Genomic DNA, 25313 nt, shown 5'->3' with positions numbered 1-25313 from the left:
TATGCTTTTATAATTATATCGTTTGTTTTAATCCAAATTCTAAGCCTCTTAATTCTGCTAAACCACGCAGTCTTCCAATACCCGAATATCCAGGGTTTGTTTTTTTATGCAAATCGTCTAACATTTGGTGTCCATGATCTGGTCTTACTGGAATTGCAAAATCTGAATAAGCTTCTGCTTTACGTCTTTTCTCTTCGACTAACACTGCTTTTACAACACTATACATATCTACATCACCTTCTAAGTGATTTGCCTCATAAAAATTACCTTCAGCATCTCTTTTTGTACTTCTTAAATGCAAGAAATGTACGCGGTCGGCAAATCGGTTAAAAATGTTAACTAAATTATTATCTGCTCTAACCCCTAACGATCCTGTACAAAAAGTAATACCATTCGCTCTATCTGGAACATTATCAAATAAATATGCATAATCAGCCTCTGTACTTACAACTCTTGGCAATCCAAGAATAGGATAAGGAGGATCATCTGGATGAATACACATTAATACATTATTTCTAGAAGCTACAGGTATAATTTCTTTTAAGAAAGACACTAAATTATCTCTTAACGTTTGCGCATCTATATCTTTGTAAGTATCTAAAATAGATTGAAACTGCTCTAATGTATAGCCTTCTTCGGCTCCTGGCAAACCAGCAATAATATTATTAATTAATTGTTTTTTAGCTTTTTGTGAAAGTTGTTCTGTATATATTTTAGCGGCTTTTTGTTGTGCTTCAGGATAACTGCTTTCTGCTCCAGGTCTTTTTAATAGAAATAATTCAAACGCAGCAAAAGCAATGACATCAAATCGTAATGCTTTGGAGCCATCTTCAACCTCAAAATTTAAGTCGGTTCTCGTCCAATCTAAAACAGGCATAAAATTGTAACAAACAATGTTAACACCACATTTTGCTAAATTTTCTATACTTTGCTTATACGTTTGGATGTAGGTTTCAAATTGACCTGAACGTGTTTTGATGTTCTCATGTACTGGTATACTTTCAACTACGCTCCATGTTAAACCAGCGTTCTCAATAATTGATTTTCTCTTGAGTATTTCATCAATCGTCCACGCCTCTCCATTAGGAATATGGTGTAGTGCAGAAACAACTCCTGTTGCTCCAGCTTGCTTAATATCTGATAAAGATACAGGATCGTTTGGCCCGTACCATCTCCATGTTTGTTCCATTTAATTATTATCTTTAGTAAAATCTTCAATTAGGTTTATAACTAAAACACCATCTTCCACAGGACAAGGGTTACTTCTTTTTCCTAAGAAATAATTAACCGTTTCTTGTATCATAGGTTGCTGAATATTAATAGGGTTTTTAAAATTAAATTCTTTATTTATTTTTTTTGAATTGAGCTTAAGTTGTTCTTCGTAAAACGAAAATTCAATAGTACCTTCTTCACCATAAATAATGCAACAGTCTTCTTCTAAACATTTGGGAATTGCGAATGACCACATGCCTCTAAACTGCACACCACTTTTAAAATTAATCAATCCGTTAACTGTATCATCAACCTTGTTGATTCCTGATTGATTTACGGCAATACCTTTAGCTACAGTATAGCTTCCAAAAAAATGATACATTAAATCTAATTGATGTGGTGCTATATCATGAAAATAACCACCTCCTGAAACTTCTTCTTCGAGTCTCCACGTTGCTTTAGAGTTAAAATCAATAGGTTGTAGAAACCTTAAATCTACAAATTTAACGTTACCAATAGCATTACTATCAAGTAATTCTTTTGCCATAATATACATTGGCAAAAATCTCCTATAATGGGCAACTACTAGTTTTTGATTACTTTTATTTACAGCTGTTTCTAGTTGTAACGCTTCTTTTTTAGATAAAACCATTGGCTTTTCTATATACACATCTTTACCCGCTTTTAATGCATTCAAAGCATACTCTAAATGTGTAGATGGTGGTGTGGCTATATAGACGGCATTAATATCTGGATTTGCCAAAAGTTTGTTCGCGTTATCATACCATAACTGAACTTTATGACGATTAGCAAAATCTTTCGCCAATTCACCGTTTCTACGCATTACAGCCAACAATAAGGAATTATCACATTTTTGAAATGCAGGTCCGCTTTTAACTTCAGCAACATCCCCGCAGCCTATGATACCCCAAACTATTGTGTCTTTATCCATTACGAGAATTAATATTATACGCCACTGTAAGCTGCAAAGCCTCCATCAATTGGTATTACAACACCTGTTACAAAAGAGGAAGCATCATCACATAGATACAACGTAGTGCTTATTAAATCATCAGGTTTCCCATAGCGACCCATAGGTGTTTGGTCTATAATTTGCTGACCTCTTTTTGTCAAACTCCCGTCAGGATTGGTTAATAAGGTCCTATTTTGTTCTGTTAAGAAAAAGCCGGGCGCCAAGGCATTTACACGTATACCTACTTTTGAAAAATGAACCGCCAACCATTGTGTGAAATTTGAAACTGCAGCTTTAGCACCACTATACGCCGGTATTTTTGTTAATGGTGTAAAGGCATTCATTGACGAAATATTTAAAATACTACATCCTTCTCTACCAACCATATCTTGTGCAAAAATTTGCGTTGGTAACAGTGTACCTATGAAATTTAAATTAAATACGAATTGAATCCCTGATGGATCCAAATCAAAGAACGTTTTAAAACCTTCCGTTTTATTCCTTAAATCTTCTACCTGTAAAAATGGATTACTTGTTGTACCAAAAGGATGATTTCCGCCTGCGCCATTTATTAAAATATCACAACTTCCCAAAATTTTGTTTACTTTCATTTTCGCCATTTCCAAAGATTCTTTTTCCAAAACATTGGCAAGAATTCCTATGGCTTTTCCTCCTTCATTATTAATTTCACTAGCTACTTGTTCTGCAACTTCCAAATTCAAATCCAGTACAGCTATTTTGTGACCTTTTTTTGCTAAAGCTTTTGCCAAGGTGCTGCACAAAACACCCCCCGCACCTGTTATCACAATAGTTTTTTTCATAAATTCATTATATTTTACTGCTGCTGTAGTGTTTAATTTTTAAATATTTGGTTTTCTCTTTTCTTTTAACTAACAATAAATAAACTTTTGTATGGTTATTAAACGCAACCCTATTAAATTTTTAGAACATCAGTGCTGACAGTCTTGTGCCGCCTTTATATAAAGATATTCATTTCAGAAGAATTTAAAAATCTTATGATGTTCAAAAGCTCATAACAAAACTATATAGCAAATATGTTTTAAGCATCCTGTTCTGTCCTGACACTAAACATCAGAACACATAGGAACAATAAAAAATTTAAATGACTCCCCATTTGAATGGATACTGTAATATATAGTATTAAATAACAATGGCATTTATAAAGAATCTCTTAAAATCAACTTGGTAGACAAATAAGTTTGTAAGAGCTTATCAGAAGTGACAAATTCTGCAACCTTACTTCCAAATTTCTTAAAACCAGCAGAAACGACAGATATTCCTTTATAGGTAAATCTTTTTAATGGTTTATCGTTATAGAATAATATACCAACATCACTTCCAATTTCAAATTTTGCTTTGCTACATTGATCCAACCGTTCATAAAGTATTCTGTCATTTAGGCTAATATAAACGGTGTGATTTTTTACTATTAAAGTTTTCGAGTTCTTACAAATACTATAATCTAAGCTATTCGAATCACAAAACTTTTGCCTCTTGCAAACAAGAATAAAAAGCCATTCCAAAATCTTGAACTAAATAAATAATAAAATTGTTTAAATTGGCTCGCCAATCAATGAGTAATAATTTGGCTTTATCTATTTCAGCTTATGAGTTTTTATCTTTGCAATATGTTACGCAATTGATAAAATTAGAAGAATATTGCTTCTTGTCATTTTGAGTTTTTCATATTGTAGCTAACATACGGATAAACACAATTGAGTTTATTCATATTATCTATATCACCTTAAGGTTAAAAAAATTAACTTCTTTTATCTAAGCTTTTTTCATCAAATGCAATTAAATTAAAAAGCTGTCGCATACGGGAACGGACACGATTGCCGTAAAGGTTTTCCAGTTCCTGGGCGTTTAGGTTGGTGGTGGCGTGAGTTTTTATATGGTTCTTTGCATTTAGCTGTTGGACATTGGTTTTAGTGAATAGGTCGTATCTGGATAACATTATTTCACCAAGTACATTACAGTCTTTACCATAGTGCCTACCCATTGGTTCTATGCCCAAATCATCGAAACAGTAGTATCCATCGTTTCCGAACTCTTCTATAGATTTGTAGCCAATGTTGTTGAAACCAAATACAATGTTTCTTGCTGGTATGACCTCATAAGACTTTTGGTGGGGTGTAATGTGGCGCATTAGTTTCATCAAGCTGGTTTTACCACAGCCTACAGGACCAGATAGCAAAATGCCCTTATTAGGGTCGATGTTGAACTTTGTACAGTAGTCGTAGTCTTTGATGAAGTAGATGCAGAGCTTGAACAGTATGATCTCATCTTCTTCGTAGATTTTGAAGTTATTCCCGAATAGCATTTTGCCTTTGTGGTCGAGGTAGATGAGCATTTTTTGGAAGTCGTATTGGATGGTGTTGCCTTTTAGGGTGCCGAGGTGGTATTGGACTCCATTTTCGATTATTATATGTGGAAATGTATTTTGCATTTTAATTTAATTTATATCATAGCCCAACCCGCCATCTCGCCCCTTCGCTAAAAATGTCCACTGGACAATTTTTTTACGCTCGGACGCCTTTTCGATGATGATGTGTGGAGGTTGGGTGTTCATAGTTTATTTAATGAGATTGCTTAACTTTGTTCGCAATGACGTTAGAGGGGTTCGTTGTAGTTTTTGTTTTTGGTTGTCTTGAGGTTGTCCATTTTTGGTACAGTGGGGTTTTGTTTTAACCCCCCTCCCGCTTCGCGTACTCCCCCATGAGGGGGAGCGTTTTCTGGATTTTCAACTTTTTCTTTTTTTAATGTTTTATTGTTTTTTATAGTTTCTATATGTTTATATATAGGTACCAATGCTTGTCCAGTGCTTGTCTCGATTTTGGTACGGTTGTGTACCACTACTTGTCCAGTACTTGTCCCAAATTTGAACAACTTAAACCTGCTCCCTTTGTACGGGTTGTGCGATGGGTAATACACAATATATTTCCAATGGCTTAATTCCTTAATACACCTGTGGTAGGTAGATTTTGAGCCCACTTTTGCCAATTGCATGACCTCTTCCCTATTTACAAAGAATTCTTCGGGAAAATGGTTGCTGTTCCATAGTTGGAACAGGGCCACATAAAGGCTTATGTGGGATGGGTTTAAGCGACTGTCTTTTGAGAATTGGTCGAATACGGCGTTTAGGTGTAAGATGTAGTTTACTTCTTTCATAGTGAGACCCCTCGACAAGCTCGGGGTGACATAGCATTAGTGATTCAGGTTTAATAAAAAGATTGCTTCGCTCTGCTCGCAATGACGGTCAAAACTTGTTATGGATGCGGTTTTGGGTTAGGATTTTTTGGATTTCGTCATGGTCGTAGTAGATGAGGCCTCCTATTTTGGTGTAGGGCAATGTGCCGTTGATACGCAGATTTTGAAGTGTGCCCGGAGAGATATTTAGTAACTCTCGTACTTCAGGAGATTTGAGCCATTTTTTGGTATTGAAACCGGATTGGTGGTTGATCATTGCTTTGATGTCTTCCAATAATTCATTTTTGAAATCTTTTAGGTCTTCTGTTGTGATGATGTTTGCTGCCATTTGTGCAAATTGTTTGGTTAATAATTAAATAGATCCTTAATAATTCCTCGCAATGTTTCGATGCTTCGGCAAGCTCAGCACAGGCGGAGCTCAGCATGACATTTCTTGGGTGACAAAGTCAAACTCCCCATCCGATTCCATCGGACACCCCTCTTAGGCTTAAGAGGGGAGCCTTTGGAACGGATTGGTTTCACCAAATCGTTGAGTTGACTTTCGTGTGGCAAAAATGAATTAGTTTGTTGGGTAAAATGCACAAGTAACACCTACAGTGGGTGATTTTTATTTTAATAAAAATTAGATGTTTTTGGCAAAAATTGACATGTAACATGTTATATAGAGCAGCTTAAAAGCATATAAAAAACATATTTTACAAAAACACCCAAGTTGGGTATTACTTGGGTGTTTTTTGATATCTATTTTTCTAAATTTATGTTAACTAATAGGCCAGTCAACTTGAAGTGCTGTTATTTAGTTTTTGAGTACATCATCTTGGTTGTCCATGTATTTATTCAATGATTCTTTAAGTGTATCCAAAAACTTGGTGCGGTTGATCTTTCGCCCTTTAATTTCTCCAAATGCGTGATAGAAGTCGTTGTTTTTTATATTAAACAAATTTTGCATAGATAGTGCCAATTCTCTTATGTCGATATTACCATTGTTAATCCTACCTGTTGTATATAATGCATAGGTCAACTCGACAAACTCCCTATAAGACCCTGTCCAATTGAGTTGCGGTTCATTTTGAAAAGGATTTATGGATGACATTTGTTGGTGTGGGTTCTCGAACTGGTGTATTTCATTTTTGAGGTATTCGATGAGTCTTGTGAACGCCATTATGGTTGCTACAGAAGTATCATGACTGCTAGAGAATTGTTCATCGGTAAAAAAGTGGAACGCCTCTAAATTCAAACGGATGGTTTTATTGATATTTAGAAAATATTGCTCATCAAGATTGGTTGAGCCGCTTTTGTAATAATGATAAAACTCCAGGTTATTGTAGAAATAGTTCTGAAATTCGGCTATGTACTTTTTTAAATGTCTTACCTCCTCTTTTGTTCCTTCTTTTGGTCGTTTTGATTCTATGTAAAGACGTTTTATATAAAAAATGAGATAGCTTAAGACCCTTGGTTTAATGTGCTTATAAAACTCTATTTCACTTTGTTTATCCTTAAAGGGGTGCTTTTCTCTATAGGCTCTTAATTGTTGTAATGCTATTTTACATTTAATGATGCTTTGTTCGGATAGGGTGTGTAAATTGTTGGTGTTGGTTTCCAGTGCTTTGAGGTCATACTCAAGAGTAGCAATGAGGTTGTAATACGTTTTCAAATAGTTTTTGTTAAGATTAATGCATAAGCTGTTGGGTTTCTATATTTTCTATAGAAAACCAATTATATTATTAATTAATCCCTTCTCAAATCTAAATAAAAGAATTTAATTTTTATGAACTCATATTTACAATTGATATGTTTTTATTAATTAGTTGAACATTATTTATATAATTTGATTAGCGGTTTTTAGCTAATTTCTCATGATTGTAAATAAAACCTAATTGTTTTTCTAAAAGCATTTTTTTAAGATTTTGCATATCATCGCTTACTTTTCTTTCAATTACCCGAGCATAAATTTGAGTAGTTGCTATTTTGGAATGGCCCAATAGTTTAGATACAGTTTCAATTGGTACCCCATTGGAAAGTGTTACTGTTGTGGCAAATGTGTGTCGCGCCATATGGAATGTTAGGTTCTTTTTGATGCCGCATAGATGTGCTATTTCTTTTAGGTAACTGTTGGTTTTTTGATTTGAAAACCTTGGAAACAAGGTGCTCGATACTACTGCTCTTGGGTCATCTTGATATTTATTAATGAGTTCTTTAGCGGTATCCAGTAATGGAATTTTTACTAAAGTATTTGTTTTTTGTCTCTTAGTCATTATCCAATCATTGCCATCAATTCCCTTTAATATATGGTCTTTATTAAGTTGGTTGATATCGATATAGGAGATTCCGGTATAACAGCTGAATACAAATATGTCCTTTATGATGTTTAAACGATTTACGGGGCTATGGAATTTCTCTATAGCATTTAACTCATCACTAGTTAAAAACTCTCGCTCTTTTTTTTCAAATGAAGATTTAAACCTCACAAAAGGATCGCGACCAATCCATTCTATGTGATATGCCATAGTTACCATCTTACGTAACCGTTGCAAATGCTTCATCACGGTATTGTTGCTAATTATACGTTGATGATCTTTTGGTTCATGTGATTTCAAAAAATGCTCAAACCCTATGATAAAGGAATAGTTTAAAGTATCTAGAAATGTATTATCAGTCTTAAACTTGGCCAACAAATACTCCTTGAGATACCTTTGAGTGGTCTTATAATGCTTCATCGTGTATTTATTGAGTTTGTTTTCGGAAATGGCATTGTGGTAGTCGAATAGCTCCAATAAGGAGTGGCTTGTTTCGTCTTCACCCAAGTACCGTGCTTTAATGGATAGTGCTGTAATTAACTTCTTTTCTTTTAAAAGACTTTCTTGCGCTTCGTATATTAATATTCGAACCTGGTCTAAAAATCTATTGAATACTCTAGATTGCTCCTTTGTTCCTTTGGCCTTACCAGATGAAGCATCCCAATCTGATACTTCAATTTTACGTTGTAAACTAATGTTAGCTCTTTTGCCATTAACTGTGATTCGAGCATAAACTGGAACTTGATTGTCTTGAATACGAGAAGTGTTAGCCCAAAATAGTAGGCTAAATGTTGACCGATTTTTCATAGTTGTCGTCGTTTAATTATACATTTTACTAAAGACGAAAGTCAAATCAACTATTTGAAATACAGTATTTTAAGGCCTTATTCGGTCAACACTTTTTTCATTTTATTCTGTTGACCGAATTGTGAACCAAAGATATCAAATCATATCAAAATTTATGATATCCTAAAAACTATAAAACCTTGCAAATCATATAGTTTGCAAGGTTTTGATACGTTTTGAAAACGTTTTTGTGATCGCGACAGGATTCGAACCTGTGACCGTCTGCTTAGAAGGCAGATGCTCTATCCAACTGAGCTACGCGACCCTTCAAGAATTAAAATTCTGAAATCGTTGTGATCAAGTTTTTAGACATAATGATCACTAATTTGTTTGGGCGTCACTCCTTTTGAACGTGACGACCTCTTTTTTGTCGGGGTGGCAGGATTCGAACCTGCGACCTCCTGCTCCCAAAGCAGGCGCGATGACCGGGCTACGCTACACCCCGATTAGGTGTTAAATAATTTGCGGAGAGACGGGGACTCGAACCCCGGCGACAGTTTCCCGTCGACAGATTAGCAATCTGCTCCATTACCACTCTGGCACCTCTCCTAAATATTGTAAAGAACTTTTCTGTAAAAGCGGATGCAAATGTAACTTTTCATTACAAAGAACGCAACTATTTTTTGAACTTTTTCCCAATTAATTATTCAGGATACTCAATTCGCAAATGAAAAATATTGGCGAGCTTAATTTTCAGTACTTTCTTTATGGATTGTATCTCCTTAAAAGTGATGTTAGCATTTAAAAATTGACCACTTTCCATTTGTTTTCCAATTATAGACTCAACAAACTTGTCTATTTTAGGTGTTGAAGGTTCTTTTAAACTTTTGGATGCAGCCTCAACACTATCACACATCATTAGAATTGCTGTTTCTTTACTAAAGGGTTTTGGCCCAGGGTATCTAAATTCTTCTTTATCTAAATCTTCATCCAATTCCTTTTCTTTATTGTAAAAATAGTAAACAAGACTTGAGCCATGGTGTGTTCTAATAAAATCAATTACCCGATCTGGCAGATTATTTTTCTTTGCAATTTCAATACCATCAATGACGTGATCTATAATAATTTTAGCACTTTCTTTTGCAGATAATTCGTCATGCGGATTAATTCCCGTGGATTGATTTTCGGTAAAATAAGTTGGATTCTTCATTTTACCAATATCATGATAAAGTGCTCCAACCCGTACTAACATAGCATTGGCTCCTATTTCATTGGCTGAAGCTTCAGCTAAATTAGCCACATTTAATGAATGATGAAATGTGCCTGGTGCTTTGTTTGATAACTCTTTTAATAATTTCGTGTTGGTATCCGATAATTCGAGCAAGGATACGTCTGATACCAAACCAAAAACCTTTTCATATATGTAAATCAATGGTTGTACAAATAAGGTTGCTAATCCGCATAAAATAAATAAACCAAAGGTTTCAAAATTTAAATTGTTCACTGATCCTTCGTGAATTACAAAAAAGGCAAAATAGGCTATGATATAAATTAGGGTAATTTGCCCAACTGAAATAAAGAGATTGGCACGCTTATAAAGTTCTGAAACCGTTAAAATAGTTACAATTCCGGCAATGATTTGCAAAAACATGTATTCATAACTATTAGGAACAACAAAGCCTAATAATAAAACGGTTAAAACATGTGCAAATAACCCCAATCTTGCATCAAAAAAAGCTTTGAATACTAACGGAAGCACACATAATGGTATAACGTAGACGTATTTTGAGTTGTAGTTAATAATCAAAGTTGTAAGAAAGATCATTAAAAAAATGTTGAAGAAAATAAAAGTGACTTTAGTATTGTCCAAAAACACTTCCATTCTGTATTTCCTTAAAAACAATAAAAGCATTAATAAGGTCAATGAAACTAATACTGTATAAGCAAAAATAACCCAGTTATAGCCTGACTCTGTCCACACTTGGGACTCATATTCAGACTGTAATGATTTAAGGATATCATATGTATTAGCATCTATAATTTCACCCTTTGAAACAATAAGCGTCCCTTTTTCGATACTTCCTCGTGTTGGAGAAATTTTATTTAATTCTTCTTGTGATGCTTTTTCCGTTAAAGAAACATTGAGTTTGACATTAGGTTTAATAATATCAAAGTATAAGGATATTAGGCTTGGCGCATATTTTGAATAGCCTTTCAAATCTAATTGGCGTTCGGTTATACTTCGAAACGAATTCAAACTTGTAAAATCGGAAAATAGGGCTTCTTCTTTTTGAACTTGATTCTCAAGCAGAACTACTTTTTTATCGGCCTCGTAGTTGTAATCTTCATCTAGTATTCCTGGATCATAAAGGTCCACTAAAATTTCTATCCCGATATTATATAGTCGTTGATCAAAACTCCTTGTTGAATCAACAATGACTTCACGAAACTGGGTTTTATAGGCTTCAAAAACATCAGCTTCAATAGTGGTGTTTATATCAAAATATACAGGGCTATTTTGCGTAAGAGCCAAACGCTCCTTCTCTAGTTCTTCGGAAGATTTTTTAATGGCGAAATCAAAAGGCGCTAATAAATTTTCAGACTGCCAGGGCTTCCCTTTGTCAAAATTATATTTAAACTTTCCGCTTTTTGGAAACAGGTAAACGATTAAAAAAGTCGTACTGAAAAATAAAAGCACTTTATAAGCCAAGGAATGATTTCTATAAAGCGCATTAATAAAATCTTTCATGCAGAAATTGAGTTTAGATTCAAAAGTAATAAATTAATAAAGTACTTTGAGCTTAAATAGAGTAATTCATTCATTTTTAAGAGTTGAAGTTAAAACACATTCATTGACTTTATTTAAACCCGAGGTTAATCTTAATTCGTTCTATAGTCTCCTAAAATTTGATTAATTTTACGGCTGTAAAAATCAAATGAATTGAAAATGAGTAAAGAGGTCGTTATCGTATCAGCAGCAAGGACACCAATTGGTAGTTTTTTAGGTAGTCTTTCAACAGTGCCAGCTCCTAAATTAGGTGCAATTGCCATTAAAGGCGCACTTGAAAAAATCAGCTTAAAACCAGAACTCGTTGAAGAAGTGTTAATGGGAAATGTAGTTCAAGCAGGAACTGGTCAAGCACCAGCAAGGCAGGCAGCTATTTATGCAGGAATACCAAACACTGTACCTTGTACAACTGTTAATAAGGTTTGTGCTTCAGGAATGAAAGCTGTGATGCAAGGCGCGCAAGCTATTGCACTTGGTGATGTTAATATCGTAGTTGCTGGTGGTATGGAGAATATGAGTTTAATTCCCCATTATTTTCATGCGAGAACAGGAACTAAATTTGGTCCATCTACACTTGAAGATGGCATGCAAAAAGACGGTTTAGTTGACGCCTATGATCAAAATGCTATGGGCGTTTGTGCAGATGCTTGTGCAACTGAATATAATTTTTCGCGTGAAGATCAAGATGCTTTTGCCATACAGTCCTATAATAGATCAGCTAAAGCCTGGGAAACTGGAAAATTTGATAATGAAGTAGTTCCTGTTGAAGTGCCACAACGACGTGGTGATGCCATAGTAGTTTCTAAAGATGAAGAATATACGAATGTGAAATTGGAAAAAATTCCTTCTTTGCGTCCCGCTTTTACAAAAGATGGAACAGTTACAGCTGCTAATGCCTCAACAATAAATGATGGTGCTGGCGCGGTTGTTTTAATGAGTAAGGAAAAAGCAATGGAACTTGGAATAAAACCATTGGCAACTATAAAAAGTTATGCCGATGCCGCTCATGAACCAAAATGGTTTACCACAGCTCCTGCTAAAGCACTTCCAAAGGCATTAGATAAAGCTGGAATTTCATTAAACGATGTGGATTTTTTTGAATTTAATGAAGCTTTTTCAGTAGTTGGTTTAGCCAATATGAAATTACTTGGTTTAAATGATAGTAATGTCAATGTTAATGGTGGTGCAGTGTCACTTGGTCATCCTTTGGGATGTTCTGGAGTTCGAATTATAATTACTTTATTAAATATTTTAGAACAACATAATGCAAAAATTGGTGCTGCTGCTATTTGTAATGGCGGCGGTGGTGCATCTGCAATTGTTATAGAGCGTAACTAAATATTATTGATGCAATACGGAATTTGTAATTTAAGCATTGTGCCTTTAAGGCCTGAACCTTCAGATAAAAGTGAATTAATCTCGCAACTCCTTTATGGAGATATATTTAAAATTCTTGAGCAACGTAAATCATGGAGTCGAATTCGTTTAGCATTCGATAAGTACGAAGGTTGGATTGATAATAAACAGTATACAGAAATTACTGAAGATGACTATAAAGCCTTAAATTCACAGGCACTCAAGCTTTCAACTGATCTAGTTGAGTTTGTTGAAAATGAAAATCATCAACTTTTTACAATTCCAATGGGATCGTCCTTGAATGGATTAAAGTTATTGAATCATACTCACGAAGGTAATCATACAAATAAACAATTACCTAAATCACACTTAATAGAAACGGCTTTCACCTACCTTAACACACCTTACCTTTGGGGTGGAAAAACGCCTTTTGGTATTGATTGCTCAGGATTTACTCAAATGGTATATAAGCTTAATGGATACAAATTACTGCGTGATGCTTCACAGCAAGCCACACAAGGTGATGCTTTAAGTTTTATTGAAGAGAGCGAGCCTGGAGATCTTGCTTTTTTCGACAATAGCGAGGGACATATTACTCATGTGGGTATAATTATGGAAGATAATTACATCATCCATGCACATGGTAAAGTTAGAATTGATAGGCTGGACCATTCAGGAATTTATAATGTAGACAAAAGCATGCATACCCATAAGCTTCGAGTTATTAAAAAGATTATATAAAAAAAGCTGCAATTATTTTGCAGCTTTTTTATATAATTAAATGTCCTTTTAATTTAGTTTCCGTTCTCTAAAGCCTCAACTTTAGCTTTCATTTCTTTGAACTTAACAGTATCACCAATAGCACTGTAAATATTCATTAAGGTTTTAGCGGTAGACACATTAGGTTTAATTTTATAAGCTTTTTCTAAATATGGAATTGCATCTCTATAGAGATCCAATCTTGCTGCTTTATACTCATCATATTTTTTATTATCTGCTGCTGAATTCCCAAGAGCATTCATTTTTTCAATAATTTCTTCATCCTTTGCAAGAATTAATACTGCCATATTATTTTGTGCATCAGCATATTCTGGATTTAATTCAATTGCTCTTGCATAGTACTTTTTAGCAGCTTCGTTATCACCACCTTCAGCTGCTATAACGCCTAGATTGTATTGCAATTCGGCATTATCAGGATCTTTTGTAGTAGCTTCTTCCATTAAAACTTTAAATTCATCTCTATTTCCTAACTTTAAATGCACGTTAGCTTCAGTAATAAGAAGATTTAAATCATCAGGATCTTGTTGACGAGCATCTTTAATAGCAGAAATCGCTTTTTCGTTATCACCTTTACTTACATAAATAAGAGCAATATTTTTCATGATTTCTGAAGCTTTAGATTCGCTTTTCTTATCTTGAGGTTTGATGTAATCCCCAGATTTCATTGCAATATCTCTCATGCTTTTATTAGTAAAATTTTCTTCTTCATTAGTTTCCTTATTTACGGCAGTATATTCCATTTCTATACCGGTGAAACCTAAAGCTTTTAATTCTTCATAAAGACCTAATGATTTATCATAATCTTGTGCTGATACTGCGGTAGAAGCAGCATAATATAGATAGACTGTATCTTTTAGAGACATTCTATAAGCTTTCTCAAAATGATCTGAGGATTTGAGATATTGTTTTTGTTCTAGAGCAGTTTGACCTTTTGTTAAAAAGTTGCTCAACATTTGCGTTTTAATTTCATCAACTTCAGAGCTGTATTTTTCTTTACCAGAATCGGCTTCAATCTTTTTTACTTTTGTAAAACTTTCAATGGCCGCATCAATGTCAGCATTGGACCCAGCACCATTAGCATACAATGCTTGTCCTTTTAGGAAGTAATATTTGGCTTGGGTTTTTTCGTCAGCAGAACCAATTAATGATTGTGCCGCATTTAACGCAGATTTAGCTTCTGCGAAATTATTATCTTTTAATGCTTTTTCAGCAGTTTTTATTTCATCTTTCTGTGCGAAAGAAAAACCACTAACCATAAGGGCTAAAGCAATGATTAATCTTTTTTTCATTTTAGTTAAATTTAAGTTTTTGAGTTAATTATTATTTTCGTCTTGTGAATTATCAAGAGTTGTGCCATTTTCAGAATTGCCTTCTACATCCGGGTTTTCAAGTGTGTCAGAAATGTCTTCTTCGTCTTCATCTCGCATCACTTTCGCGACCGCAGCAATAGAGTCGTTTCCTTTCAAGTTGATTAATTTAACACCTTGAGTGGCTCTTCCCATAGTTCGTAAGTTAGCAACTTCTAGTCTAATAGCAATACCAGATTTGTTGATAATCATTAAATCATCATCATCTGTTACTGTTTTTATGGCTACAAGATTACCAGTTTTTTCGGTAATAGAAATAGTTTTTACACCTTTTCCACCTCGATTGGTAATACGATAAACTGGTTCACCATCTTCCGGATCATCAATGAATGTTCTTTTGCCATAACCATTTTCTGAAACAACCAAAACAGTTTCTTCTTGTGGATTTTCTACAGCAACCATACCTATAACTTCATCTTTATCGCTGGCTAGGGTAATTCCTCTCACACCAGAAGCATTTCGACCCATAGGTCTTGTTTTGCTTTCTTCGAATCTAATCGCTTTTCCTGAACGTAAAGCCAACATTACCTGACTATTTCCAGTTGTTAATTTAGCTTCAAGAAGTTCATCGTCTTCCTTAATAGTTATAGCGTTAATTCCATTAGTTCTCGGACGAGAATATTGTTCTAAAGATGTTTTCTTTACTTGACCTTGCTTTGTGGCCATGATCACATAGTGACTGTTGATGTAATCTTCATCTTTCAGATCTTGAGTACATATGAAAGCCTTTACTTTGTCATCTTGTTCAATATTAATAAGGTTTTGAATTGCTCTTCCTTTAGAAGTTTTACTTCCTTCCGGAATTTCATAAACGCGCATCCAGAAACATTTTCCTTTTTGAGTAAAGAACAACATATATTGATGATTTGTTCCTACAAATAAGTGTTCAAGGAAATCTTCATTACGAGTTGTTGATGCTTTTTGCCCAACCCCTCCTCTATTTTGAGTTTTGTATTCGGTTAAAGAAGTACGCTTGATATAACCAGCATGAGAAATAGTAATCACAACTTGTTCATCTGCAATCATGTCTTCGATACTCAAATCTCCCCCAGCATATTCAATGATAGAGCGACGCTCATCACCATATTTATCTTTAACTACAATAAGCTCGTCCTTAATGATTTGCATACGACGGTCTTTTTTATCAAGGATGTCTTTTAAATCCTCAATAGTCTTCATCAACTCATCATATTCTGAACGTAGTTTGTCTTGCTCTAAGCCTGTTAATTGACGCAAACGCATCTCCACAATAGCTTTAGCCTGAATTTCTGAAAGCTCAAAACGCTCTATTAATTTCTCACGAGCTTCATCTGCATTAGAAGATGCACGAATTAAAGCGATAACTTCATCAATATTATCTGAAGCAATAATTAAACCTTCTAATATATGAGCACGTTCTTCAGCTTTTCTAAGTTCATAAACAGTTCTACGTGTAACTACTTCATGGCGATGTTCAACAAAATGATGAATGAGCTCTTTTAAATTTAATAATTGAGGTCTACCCTTTACTAATGCAATATTGTTTACACTAAAAGAAGATTGTAGCGCGGTATATTTATAAAGAGTATTTAATACAATATTTGGTATGGCATCACGCTTTAATACATATACGATACGCATCCCATTTCTATCAGATTCATCACGAATAGTAGAAATGCCATCAATTTTTTTGTCATTTACCAGATCCGCAGTTTTCTTAATCATATCAGCCTTATTGACTTGATAAGGAATCTCTGTAACAACTATAGATTCACGACCTTGTACTTCTTCTATATTAGCTTTTCCTCTAATGACGATTCGTCCTCTTCCCGTTTTAAAAGCTTCACGGACCCCATCGTAACCATAAATAGTACCTCCGGTAGGAAAATCGGGAGCTTTTACATGAGTAATCAACTCGTCAATTTCAATATCAGGATTGTCGATGTAGGCTATTGTACCGTCAACAACTTCACTCAAATTGTGAGGAGGCATATTTGTGGCCATACCTACAGCAATACCAGATGCACCATTAACTAATAGTCCTGGGATTCTAGTAGGAAGAACTGTAGGTTCTTCTAAAGTATCATCAAAATTTAACTTATGGTCAACAGTTTCTTTATCAATATCTGCCAACATGTCTTCAGAAATCTTACGCATCCTTGCTTCTGTGTAACGCATAGCCGCAGGACTATCGCCATCTATAGAACCAAAGTTACCTTGACCATCTACTAACATATAGCGCAAACTCCATTCTTGAGCCATACGTACCATAGTATCATATACCGAGGTATCACCATGTGGGTGGTACTTTCCTAAAACTTCACCAACAATTCTTGCTGACTTCTTGTGTGCCGTATTAGATCTTACACCTAATTCATGCATACCATACAAAACACGTCTGTGAACTGGTTTTAAACCATCTCTCACATCTGGTAAGGCACGTGACACAATGACCGACATTGAATAATCAATGTAAGCCGACTTCATTTCATCTTCGATGTTAATGGGAATCAGTTTTTCTCCTTCAATCATATATAAATTAATTAGATTTTTTGTAGGTTTTCAAATCGTGCTAATATAAGTATTTTGATAGTTGTTGCTCAACTTTATGAGGTCTTTTTTAGTGTTTTTTATTAACAATAATTCTAGGCTTTTATTTGATAAGTATCCTGTTAAATGTTTTGAATTTTTAAAGTTTTTTCACTCTATTAGCCAATATGAAAACATTTAGGGTATAGTTTTTGACTTTATATATTTGTTTTTACTATTTTTAATGCAGAAAGGATTTTATTATGGATGATAATTTTTCACCAAGAGTCAAAGATGTAATTGCTTACAGTAAGGAAGAGGCATTACGTTTAGGCCACGATTTTATAGGGACCGAACATTTAATGTTGGGGCTACTTCGTGATGGCAGTGGAAAAGCAATTGATATTTTAAGCGCCTTACAAATTGATCTCAATCACTTAAGGAGAAAAGTTGAAATATTAAGCCCGGCGAATCCAAATAGTGGAATTTCTTCTAATGAAAAAAAGAACCTACACTTAACCAGACAAGCCGAGCGTGCCCTAAAAACTACATTTTTAGAAGCCAAGCTTTTTCAAAGTACTTCAATAAATACAGCACATTTGTTGCTTTGTATATTAAGAAACGAAAACGACCCTACTACCAAACTTTTAAATAAGCTCAAAGTAGATTATGATAATGTAAAAGAACAATTCAAATTTATGATAACAAGTGATGATGATTATATAGATGCACCAAAATCTGAATCTTTTTCTGATGACGATGATGCACATGAGGAAGACGATGCTAAACAAAATCCATTTAGTCAATCGAGTTCAAAATCTACTAAAAAGTCTAAAACCCCTGTACTAGATAACTTTGGAAGGGATTTAACCGCATTGGCTGAAGAAGATAAGTTAGACCCTGTTGTGGGACGAGAAAAGGAAATACAACGTGTCTCACAAATATTAAGTCGTCGCAAAAAAAACAACCCTTTATTAATAGGTGAACCAGGAGTTGGTAAATCGGCCATTGCCGAAGGCTTAGCTTTACGAATAGTAAAACGAAAGGTATCTAGAATCTTGTTTAATAAACGTGTTGTAACTTTAGATTTGGCGAGTTTAGTAGCAGGAACAAAATATAGAGGACAGTTTGAGGAGCGAATGAAAGCTGTGATGAATGAACTTGAAAAAAATGATGATATAATTTTATTCATAGATGAAATTCACACTATTGTGGGGGCTGGTGGAGCAACTGGAAGTTTAGATGCCTCCAATATGTTTAAACCTGCTTTAGCTCGGGGAGAAATTCAATGTGTAGGCGCCACCACTCTTGATGAATATAGACAATATATAGAAAAAGATGGTGCTTTAGAGCGACGTTTTCAAAAAGTGATTGTTGAACCCACTACAGTTGAAGAAACGATTCAAATTCTTAATAATATTAAGGAGAAATATGAAGAGCATCATAATGTAGAATACACTGAAGAAGCTATACAAGCCTGCGTAAAATTAACAAATCGTTACATGACTGAACGGTTTTTACCAGATAAAGCTATTGATGCATTAGATGAAGCCGGATCACGTGTTCATATCACAAACATTGCAGTTCCTAAACAGATTCTTGAGTTAGAAAAGAAACTTGAAGAAGTTAAGACTACCAAAAATTCAGTGGTCAAAAAACAAAAATATGAGGAAGCTGCGAAATTGCGTGATGACGAAAAACGACTTGAAAAGGATTTAGCCCTGGCACAAGAAAAATGGGAAGAAGAAACTAAACTTCATAAAGAAATTGTAACTGAAGACAATGTTGCTGACGTTGTTTCAATGATGACTGGTATTCCTGTCAACAGAATAGCTCAAACAGAAAGCAATAAATTAGCCAAACTTCCGGAACTTATTAAGGGTAAAGTTATTGGCCAAGACGAAGCGGTTGCTAAAGTTGTAAAAGCTATACAGAGAAATCGAGCTGGATTAAAGGATCCCAACAAACCTATTGGTTCATTTATATTTTTAGGTCAAACTGGTGTTGGTAAAACGCAGTTGGCCAAGGTATTAGCCAGAGAATTATTTGATAGTGAGGATGCGCTGGTACGCATTGATATGAGTGAGTATATGGAAAAATTCTCTATTTCTCGTCTTGTTGGAGCACCTCCTGGTTATGTAGGTTATGAAGAAGGCGGTCAATTAACAGAAAAAATTCGTCGTAAACCCTACGCAGTGGTTTTACTAGATGAAATAGAAAAAGCCCATCCTGATGTATTCAACATGCTATTACAAGTACTGGATGATGGCTATTTAACTGATAGTTTAGGTCGAAAAATTGACTTTAGAAATACCATTTTAATAATGACTTCTAATATTGGAGCCCGAAAATTAAAGGATTTTGGTCAAGGCGTTGGATTTGGTACTGCTGCGAAAACCGCTCAAGCAGATGACAACTCAAGAAGCATTATTGAAAATGCGCTTAAAAAAGCTTTTGCGCCTGAATTTTTAAACAGAATTGATGATGTCATGGTATTCAACGCTTTAGAGCAAGAAGACATCAATAAAATCATTGATATAGAATTGGCTGCGCTAATCACAAGGATAAAAGATTTAGGTTATGAACTTAAATTGAGCAAAACAGCTAAAGCCTATATCGCTGAAAAAGGGTTTGATAAGCAATACGGTGCTAGACCTCTAAAAAGAGCAATTCAAAAATATATTGAAGATGCTCTTGCCGAAGAGATTATCAATTCAAAAATACAAGAAGGTGACAAAATAGTAATGGATTTAGATTCTAAAACTAATGAATTGACTATTAAAATTGAAAAGTCTGAAAAACAGACTGAATCTTAAGAGTTTAAATTATTTAATATAAAAACTCCTTTAGAAATAAAGGAGTTTTTTAAATATTCTATTTTGCTAAATTAATGATAGATATAATAAAAAATCAATATTCTGAAATTCAAATTTATGATAACTATATGATAGTAACCATGAATGAAGGTATTACTGTACTACCTAAACATAATCAAATCTTAATTAATATAGTAAACCGTTATTTTAAAAAAAAATCATTTGTTTATATAACTCACCGCCTAAATTCGTATTCTGTAGACCCTGCTATTTATTTTGAAACTAGTAAAATTCCAAATTTACTAGGCTTCGCTATAGTCTCTAAAAATTATAAAGCAAAGCTAAATGCTGAAATAGAAAAGCTTTTTTTCAATAAACCTTTTGAAATTTTTAATTCTATGGAATTGGCCATACTTTGGGCTAAAACTATTACTGGCACCAATCAATAAAAGCAATAATAGTTTGATAATTGTATATTATTTTTAGCCTTTTGTATGATTACAAGCTATCATACTAACAATCAATTAGATATTGTTAATAACTATTTCGTTGAACGCCTTATTTTTTTTATAAAAAAATTAGTTTTGCGAAAATATTTGCGTTTCAACGTCAAAATGATAGTTTTTAACGTATGTATTATAATATAGGGATTAAATTAATAGCAATTATTTTAAAGTTTAAGCAAGTTTTATCTTACATTATTGTAAAAAGTACAGTATTTCATCGATAAAATACTAATAAACAGGTTATTCTGTTGGATTGTTTATTTCTTTTTAATACGTTTATCCCAACTAAACCTATTATGTTATGAATAAAATTTTATGTTTTATGGGACTTTTTTGTGCAGTTTTCACAGTAAAGGCCCAGTGCGATGGAACCCTGCCTATTAATGAAGGCTTTAACAGTATCAGTACAATTAATAGTTGTTGGACTTTTCTGGACAATGATAATGATGGCAATAATTGGTACATTGAAAATTTGGGTGGCAATCCAGGATTAGTTTCTGCATCTTGGACTCCCGCAACAGGTCCTCTTACACCAGATAACTGGGTAATTACCAATGCTATTGATTTAAGATCATTTAGTTCGTCGTCTTCTATTCAAATTCGTTGGAAAGTTAGAACACCTGATTGGTCTTTTGATAAAGAAAGGTACTCTGTTTATGTAGCAACTGGAAATCAGATTTCAAACTTTTTGGCAAGTTCAGTAACAATGTTTGACGATTTAGATAATAGTGACGCTGCTGGTTTGAATTATGCAACAAGAAATCTTAATATTTCATCATTAGCTGGAAATATTGTCTATGTTGCCATTAGACACTATAACAGTACTGACCAAAATGAAATTAATATTGATGATTTTGAAATATTCTCTGGTAGTAGCTCTGGAGGCGGAGGAAATAATTGTATTCAATCTTCAGCTAATTTCAGTAGTAATAGCTTAAGTCATTTAGGAAGTGGCTCTAAATCAACTACATTAGTGTTACCAAATTTAGGTGAAAATATATCTTTTACTGTTGGTGATATTGATGAAAGAACCAAAGGTAAAGAAAGTTCAAAATATATTGAAAATGTTACCATAAGCTATAAAGATGGACTAGGTGTTTCAAGAATTTATAGATCATATAGTGGACTGAATGTAAGTTCAGCCGATGTAAACATACTGGATAAAGTACAGTCTATTACTGTAACTCTTGAGGATATATATAGTGGGAATTCTGATTCTAATTTGAGTGTAAGTTTAAGTTCAGTTAGTTATTGTAATATTGGATCTGCTCCTCCTCCATGTACCGATAGTGATGGAGATACTATTTGTGACACTTTAGACCAATGTCCAGGAAAAGATGACAGGATTGATGTCAATAACAATGGTATTCCTGATGGTTGTGAAAGTGGATGTGTTCAAAGCTCATTAAATTTCACAAAAAACCCATTGACGCATTCTGGTTCTGGATCTAATTCAACTACTTTAAATTTACCAACCAATAGTGAAGATGTAGTATTTACGATTAGTGGTTTAGACGATAAACTTAAAGGAAAAGAGAGTAATAAATATGTTGAAAAAGTTACCGTAACTTATAAAGATGGGTTAGGTTTAACTAAAACACATGGAACATTTAACGGCTCTAACATTGGCTCAACTTTAGTCGATATAAAAGGTAAAGTTCAATCTATTACAGTAAGTTTAACTGATGGGCAAAATGGTAATACAACTTCTACGATGAGCGTAGATTTAAGTTCTGTAACGTTTTGTTCCACTAGTACCGCCAGAACATCTGGTGAATTAAATACTGGGAAGACATCTAATAGTATTAGTGATGAACCGATAGAATCATCAATAAAGGTTTATCCAAATCCTGCTTCGGATGCATTATATGTAAAAAGTATTTCAAATGAAGGAAGTTCCAATATTTTACTCTATAATATTAATGGTACTTTAGTTCTTGGAGCAAAAATCGATAATTCATCAAATAAAGGTCAAAAAATTGATATTCAAAAGATACCTACAGGATTGTATTTATTGCGAATTGTAAATAACAACGGTGACGTCATAAAAACAGAACGCATAGTGATTAATTAATCAATAGATGTATTAATAAAGATTAAAACTGGTCATTGCTGTACTGTAATGACCAGTATTTGTTTTATGACATTAGATGAAGACACTTAAAATACTTTCATATTCCAGTTTCTCCTTTAATTGTATTCGATGAAATGAAAATATAATTTGGTTATCACAAAAAATAATCGATTACTTACAAATTAAAAACAAACCATTTGCCGTTGCGTTGATATTCAACAGTTTAATTATATATAAGTATTCTCAAACATCGATAAGCTTAATCCGAAAGTTAATTATATAGGCAACTTTTTATTTAAACTTGAAATAACTTAAAATTATTACAAATTATATTAAAGTATATTCTTACAATACTTACAAAATAACTGTATTTCATCGATTAAATACATAAAAATCGGTTTATATGTTGTATTTCAATATTATAAACACTATGTTTACACCGAATTTAACCTATTTAGATATGAAAAAAATACTACTTTTAACTATTGTTATAAGTTGGACTTTTAATAGTAGTGCCCAATGTAATTCTTCTTTACCAATCTATGAAGATTTCAATGATCCAAACACTATAAATGTTTGCTGGTCATTTATTGATAATGATACAGATGGATATAATTGGACTGTAACTAGTTTAGGCGGAAACAATGGCCTTGTATCTAATTCTTGGACTCCAAGCACTGGCCCTTTAAATCCTGATAATTGGGTTATAACAAATGCCATTGACCTGACATCATATAGTTCTGGTTCAGCTATTCAATTGAACTGGGATGTAAGAACTCCAGATTGGTCTTTTGATAAAGAACGTTATTCAGTTTATGCAGCCACAGGAAATCAAATTTCAAACTTTTTGGCAAGTTCAGTATCAATGTATGACGATTTAGATAACAGCGATGCAGCTGGTTTGAATTTTGCAAGTAGAAGTTTAGACTTATCATCACTCGCCGGTGAAACGATATATGTAGCTTTTAGACATCATAATAGTACTGATCAAAATAAAATTGATATAGATAATTTCACCATGTCAGGAACATTAAGTAGTGATGATTTTGCTAAACAAAATTTTAAGCACTATTATAACAGTACCAATGATAATTTGGTATTAAAGTCTTCAACCGCCCCTATTAGTTCTATTAAAATTTATAATATTTTGGGTCAATCAGTTGTTGATAAACCATTGTCAAAATCTAATGAAACTATAAATCTATCTACCTTAGTTGATGGCATTTATATTGCTCAAGTAGAAATAAACAATAGTACCAAATCAATTAAATTTTTGAAACAATAGAATAGTTTTATATAATTTTAAGTTAGTCAAATGTAAAAGAGCGACCATTAACGGTCGCTCTTTTATTTTTAATTGATGATGTTCTAAAACTTACCGTTGTCTATCAAGGCTTGAAGAAGAAACAATTTTCTTAACAACAGTTCCCTCATTAGTAGTTAACCTTACAAAATACATTTGGTTATCTGCTTTTGAAAGATCTATGGTTGTTCTACCTACAGATCCCTTAACATAATTTCTGTCAAGTGACGCTCTCACTAGAGTTCCTTTAACATCAAAGACCTCTATTTTAACATCTGTTTCATACTCAAATAAGTATTTCACATTAATCTCATTTTCAAATGGATTTGGATAGGCAGTAAAGTCTGCTACTCTACCAAAGTCTGATACTTCAACTTTACATTGAGGATCTACTCCACCATTGAAGTTTCCTTCTTCAAATGGAGAACCTGGAATATAACTTCCTTCAGGAATATCTTCTCCACAAGCAACTGCATGCGCAATAATGTAGAATCCTCCTGTAACGGTTATCTCATCGGTTTCAGTACTCCATTTGTCGATATGACCTAGCCCGTCTGCAACAAAGGTATATTGACCAGGTGCAACGGTTTTTTTACCATTATGCTTAGGATAGAGTTCACAACCGATATATAAATGCGCTTCATCGATACCATAGCCGGGCTCCATATCATACTCAACATTAACATAACCTTGATCGGTTGCGCCAATTTGTGTATATGAAACGGTAACTATTCCAACAAATGTTCCTTTTCCTAGATCACATTTTCCAGCACCTTGGTATAACTCTAAAGTATAAGTACCAAATCCAGAAATAAAGTTAGTCCATCCCCAACGGCTAAAACCATCTTGACGGAAACATCTGCTGGCACCAGAATCTACAGTACCTGCATCATCTATAAATACGCCAAAAGCAGTACCACAATCTACAATGCAATCTTGTACAGTTACTGTTACCATAGTATCACTTGCTGGGCAATCGCCATTGGCTGCAACTGTATATTTAAACCTATATGGGTTTAAATTCGCCGTTACACCTGTGAAGTTTACTGCAGTAGGATTAGTTAAATCAACGCCTGCTCCATCTAAATCTGTCCAAGTTCCTCCTGGATCAGCCCCTGTTAATAAAGCTGTTAAATCTACAGAACCTCCATTAATATTATCACCTTCACAGAATGCGGGTAAATCACTTCCAGTACCTGCTGTTGGCTGGCTGTAGATAATGATATCTACTGACTCATTATCACCTGGACAGTCACCATTGGCGGCTACTGTATACGTAAACGTATGGGTTGTATCTAGTGCATAACCACTTAAGT

At 34.0% G+C, this 25313-nt stretch carries 19 protein-coding genes and 3 tRNA genes; 6 read left to right on the top strand and 16 right to left on the bottom strand.

Annotated elements, in window-relative coordinates:
- Positions 1–13 precede the first annotated feature (13 nt).
- From uxuA to ACFO5O_RS14965, 13 genes are all read right to left on the bottom strand, one after another.
- Positions 14–1189, bottom strand: a complete 1176-nt coding sequence (uxuA, locus tag ACFO5O_RS15025; RefSeq protein ID WP_387965262.1) for a mannonate dehydratase — start codon at positions 1187–1189, stop codon at positions 14–16.
- On the bottom strand, positions 1190–2164 hold the full coding sequence (locus tag ACFO5O_RS15020; protein ID WP_387965260.1) for a Gfo/Idh/MocA family protein: 975 nt from the start codon (positions 2162–2164) through the stop codon (positions 1190–1192).
- Positions 2165–2178: 14 nt separating this feature from the next.
- The gene (locus ACFO5O_RS15015) at positions 2179–3006 is read right to left on the bottom strand and encodes an SDR family oxidoreductase (RefSeq protein ID WP_387965258.1); all 828 of its coding nucleotides are present in this window, start codon (positions 3004–3006) and stop codon (positions 2179–2181) included.
- Positions 3007–3363: 357 nt separating this feature from the next.
- Positions 3364–3579 carry a hypothetical protein gene (locus tag ACFO5O_RS15010; protein WP_387965256.1) on the bottom strand — a complete coding sequence of 72 codons (216 nt, stop codon included), beginning with the start codon at positions 3577–3579 and terminating at the stop codon, positions 3364–3366.
- A gap of 386 nt (positions 3580–3965) precedes the next feature.
- A complete protein-coding gene (locus ACFO5O_RS15005; protein WP_387965254.1) occupies positions 3966–4655 on the bottom strand; it encodes an ATPase in 690 nt (229 codons plus the stop codon).
- A 164-nt stretch (positions 4656–4819) separates the two neighbouring features.
- Complete coding sequence (locus ACFO5O_RS15000) at positions 4820–5377, bottom strand: hypothetical protein (protein WP_387965252.1); 558 nt, start codon at positions 5375–5377, stop codon at positions 4820–4822.
- Positions 5378–5465: 88 nt separating this feature from the next.
- On the bottom strand, positions 5466–5744 hold the full coding sequence (locus tag ACFO5O_RS14995; RefSeq protein ID WP_387965250.1) for a helix-turn-helix domain-containing protein: 279 nt from the start codon (positions 5742–5744) through the stop codon (positions 5466–5468).
- A 468-nt stretch (positions 5745–6212) separates the two neighbouring features.
- Positions 6213–7070 carry an RteC domain-containing protein gene (locus ACFO5O_RS14990; protein ID WP_387965249.1) on the bottom strand — a complete coding sequence of 286 codons (858 nt, stop codon included), beginning with the start codon at positions 7068–7070 and terminating at the stop codon, positions 6213–6215.
- A 178-nt stretch (positions 7071–7248) separates the two neighbouring features.
- Positions 7249–8520, bottom strand: a complete 1272-nt coding sequence (locus tag ACFO5O_RS14985; protein ID WP_387965247.1) for a site-specific integrase — start codon at positions 8518–8520, stop codon at positions 7249–7251.
- A gap of 230 nt (positions 8521–8750) precedes the next feature.
- Positions 8751–8824: transfer RNA gene (locus ACFO5O_RS14980), tRNA-Arg, on the bottom strand.
- Between the two features lie 105 nt (positions 8825–8929).
- Positions 8930–9004, bottom strand: a tRNA-Pro gene (locus ACFO5O_RS14975).
- Positions 9005–9024: 20 nt separating this feature from the next.
- Positions 9025–9108, bottom strand: a tRNA-Ser gene (locus ACFO5O_RS14970).
- 94 nt (positions 9109–9202) lie between these two features.
- On the bottom strand, positions 9203–11248 hold the full coding sequence (locus ACFO5O_RS14965; RefSeq protein WP_387965245.1) for an HD family phosphohydrolase: 2046 nt from the start codon (positions 11246–11248) through the stop codon (positions 9203–9205).
- Between the two features lie 198 nt (positions 11249–11446).
- On the opposite strand from ACFO5O_RS14965, the gene ACFO5O_RS14960 reads away from it, so the two are divergent.
- Both ACFO5O_RS14960 and ACFO5O_RS14955 read left to right on the top strand, forming a co-directional pair.
- Positions 11447–12625: an acetyl-CoA C-acyltransferase gene (locus ACFO5O_RS14960; RefSeq protein ID WP_387965243.1), complete on the top strand. Its 1179-nt coding sequence runs from the start codon at positions 11447–11449 to the stop codon at positions 12623–12625.
- A gap of 9 nt (positions 12626–12634) precedes the next feature.
- A complete protein-coding gene (locus ACFO5O_RS14955) occupies positions 12635–13384 on the top strand; it encodes a C40 family peptidase (protein ID WP_387965242.1) in 750 nt (249 codons plus the stop codon).
- 53 nt (positions 13385–13437) lie between these two features.
- On the opposite strand, the gene ACFO5O_RS14950 is transcribed toward ACFO5O_RS14955, so the two are convergent.
- Together ACFO5O_RS14950 and gyrA are read right to left on the bottom strand one after the other, a co-directional pair.
- On the bottom strand, positions 13438–14712 hold the full coding sequence (locus ACFO5O_RS14950) for a tetratricopeptide repeat protein (RefSeq protein ID WP_387965240.1): 1275 nt from the start codon (positions 14710–14712) through the stop codon (positions 13438–13440).
- Between the two features lie 24 nt (positions 14713–14736).
- On the bottom strand, positions 14737–17301 hold the full coding sequence (gene gyrA / locus ACFO5O_RS14945; protein WP_387965238.1) for a DNA gyrase subunit A: 2565 nt from the start codon (positions 17299–17301) through the stop codon (positions 14737–14739).
- Positions 17302–17561: 260 nt separating this feature from the next.
- Between gyrA and ACFO5O_RS14940 the strand changes: the two genes are divergently transcribed.
- The 4 genes from ACFO5O_RS14940 to ACFO5O_RS14925 all read left to right on the top strand — a co-directional run bounded on the left by ACFO5O_RS14940 (position 17562) and on the right by ACFO5O_RS14925 (position 23979).
- Complete coding sequence (locus ACFO5O_RS14940) at positions 17562–20114, top strand: ATP-dependent Clp protease ATP-binding subunit (RefSeq protein WP_387965236.1); 2553 nt, start codon at positions 17562–17564, stop codon at positions 20112–20114.
- Between the two features lie 74 nt (positions 20115–20188).
- The gene (locus ACFO5O_RS14935) at positions 20189–20563 is read left to right on the top strand and encodes a hypothetical protein (protein WP_387965234.1); all 375 of its coding nucleotides are present in this window, start codon (positions 20189–20191) and stop codon (positions 20561–20563) included.
- Positions 20564–20921: 358 nt separating this feature from the next.
- Complete coding sequence (locus tag ACFO5O_RS14930) at positions 20922–22694, top strand: T9SS type A sorting domain-containing protein (RefSeq protein ID WP_387965232.1); 1773 nt, start codon at positions 20922–20924, stop codon at positions 22692–22694.
- A gap of 460 nt (positions 22695–23154) precedes the next feature.
- Complete coding sequence (locus tag ACFO5O_RS14925; RefSeq protein WP_387965230.1) at positions 23155–23979, top strand: choice-of-anchor J domain-containing protein; 825 nt, start codon at positions 23155–23157, stop codon at positions 23977–23979.
- A 90-nt stretch (positions 23980–24069) separates the two neighbouring features.
- Here ACFO5O_RS14925 and ACFO5O_RS14920 read toward each other — a convergent pair.
- The coding region (locus tag ACFO5O_RS14920) for a T9SS type A sorting domain-containing protein (protein WP_387965228.1) at positions 24070–25313 on the bottom strand (1244 nt) is incomplete at its 5' end.

The organism is Geojedonia litorea (assembly GCF_042654525.1).
Taxonomy (GTDB): Bacteria; Bacteroidota; Bacteroidia; order Flavobacteriales; family Flavobacteriaceae; genus Geojedonia; species Geojedonia litorea.
The sequence above is the reverse complement of the archived record's forward strand: the minus strand, read 5'-3'. Positions and strand labels throughout refer to the sequence as shown.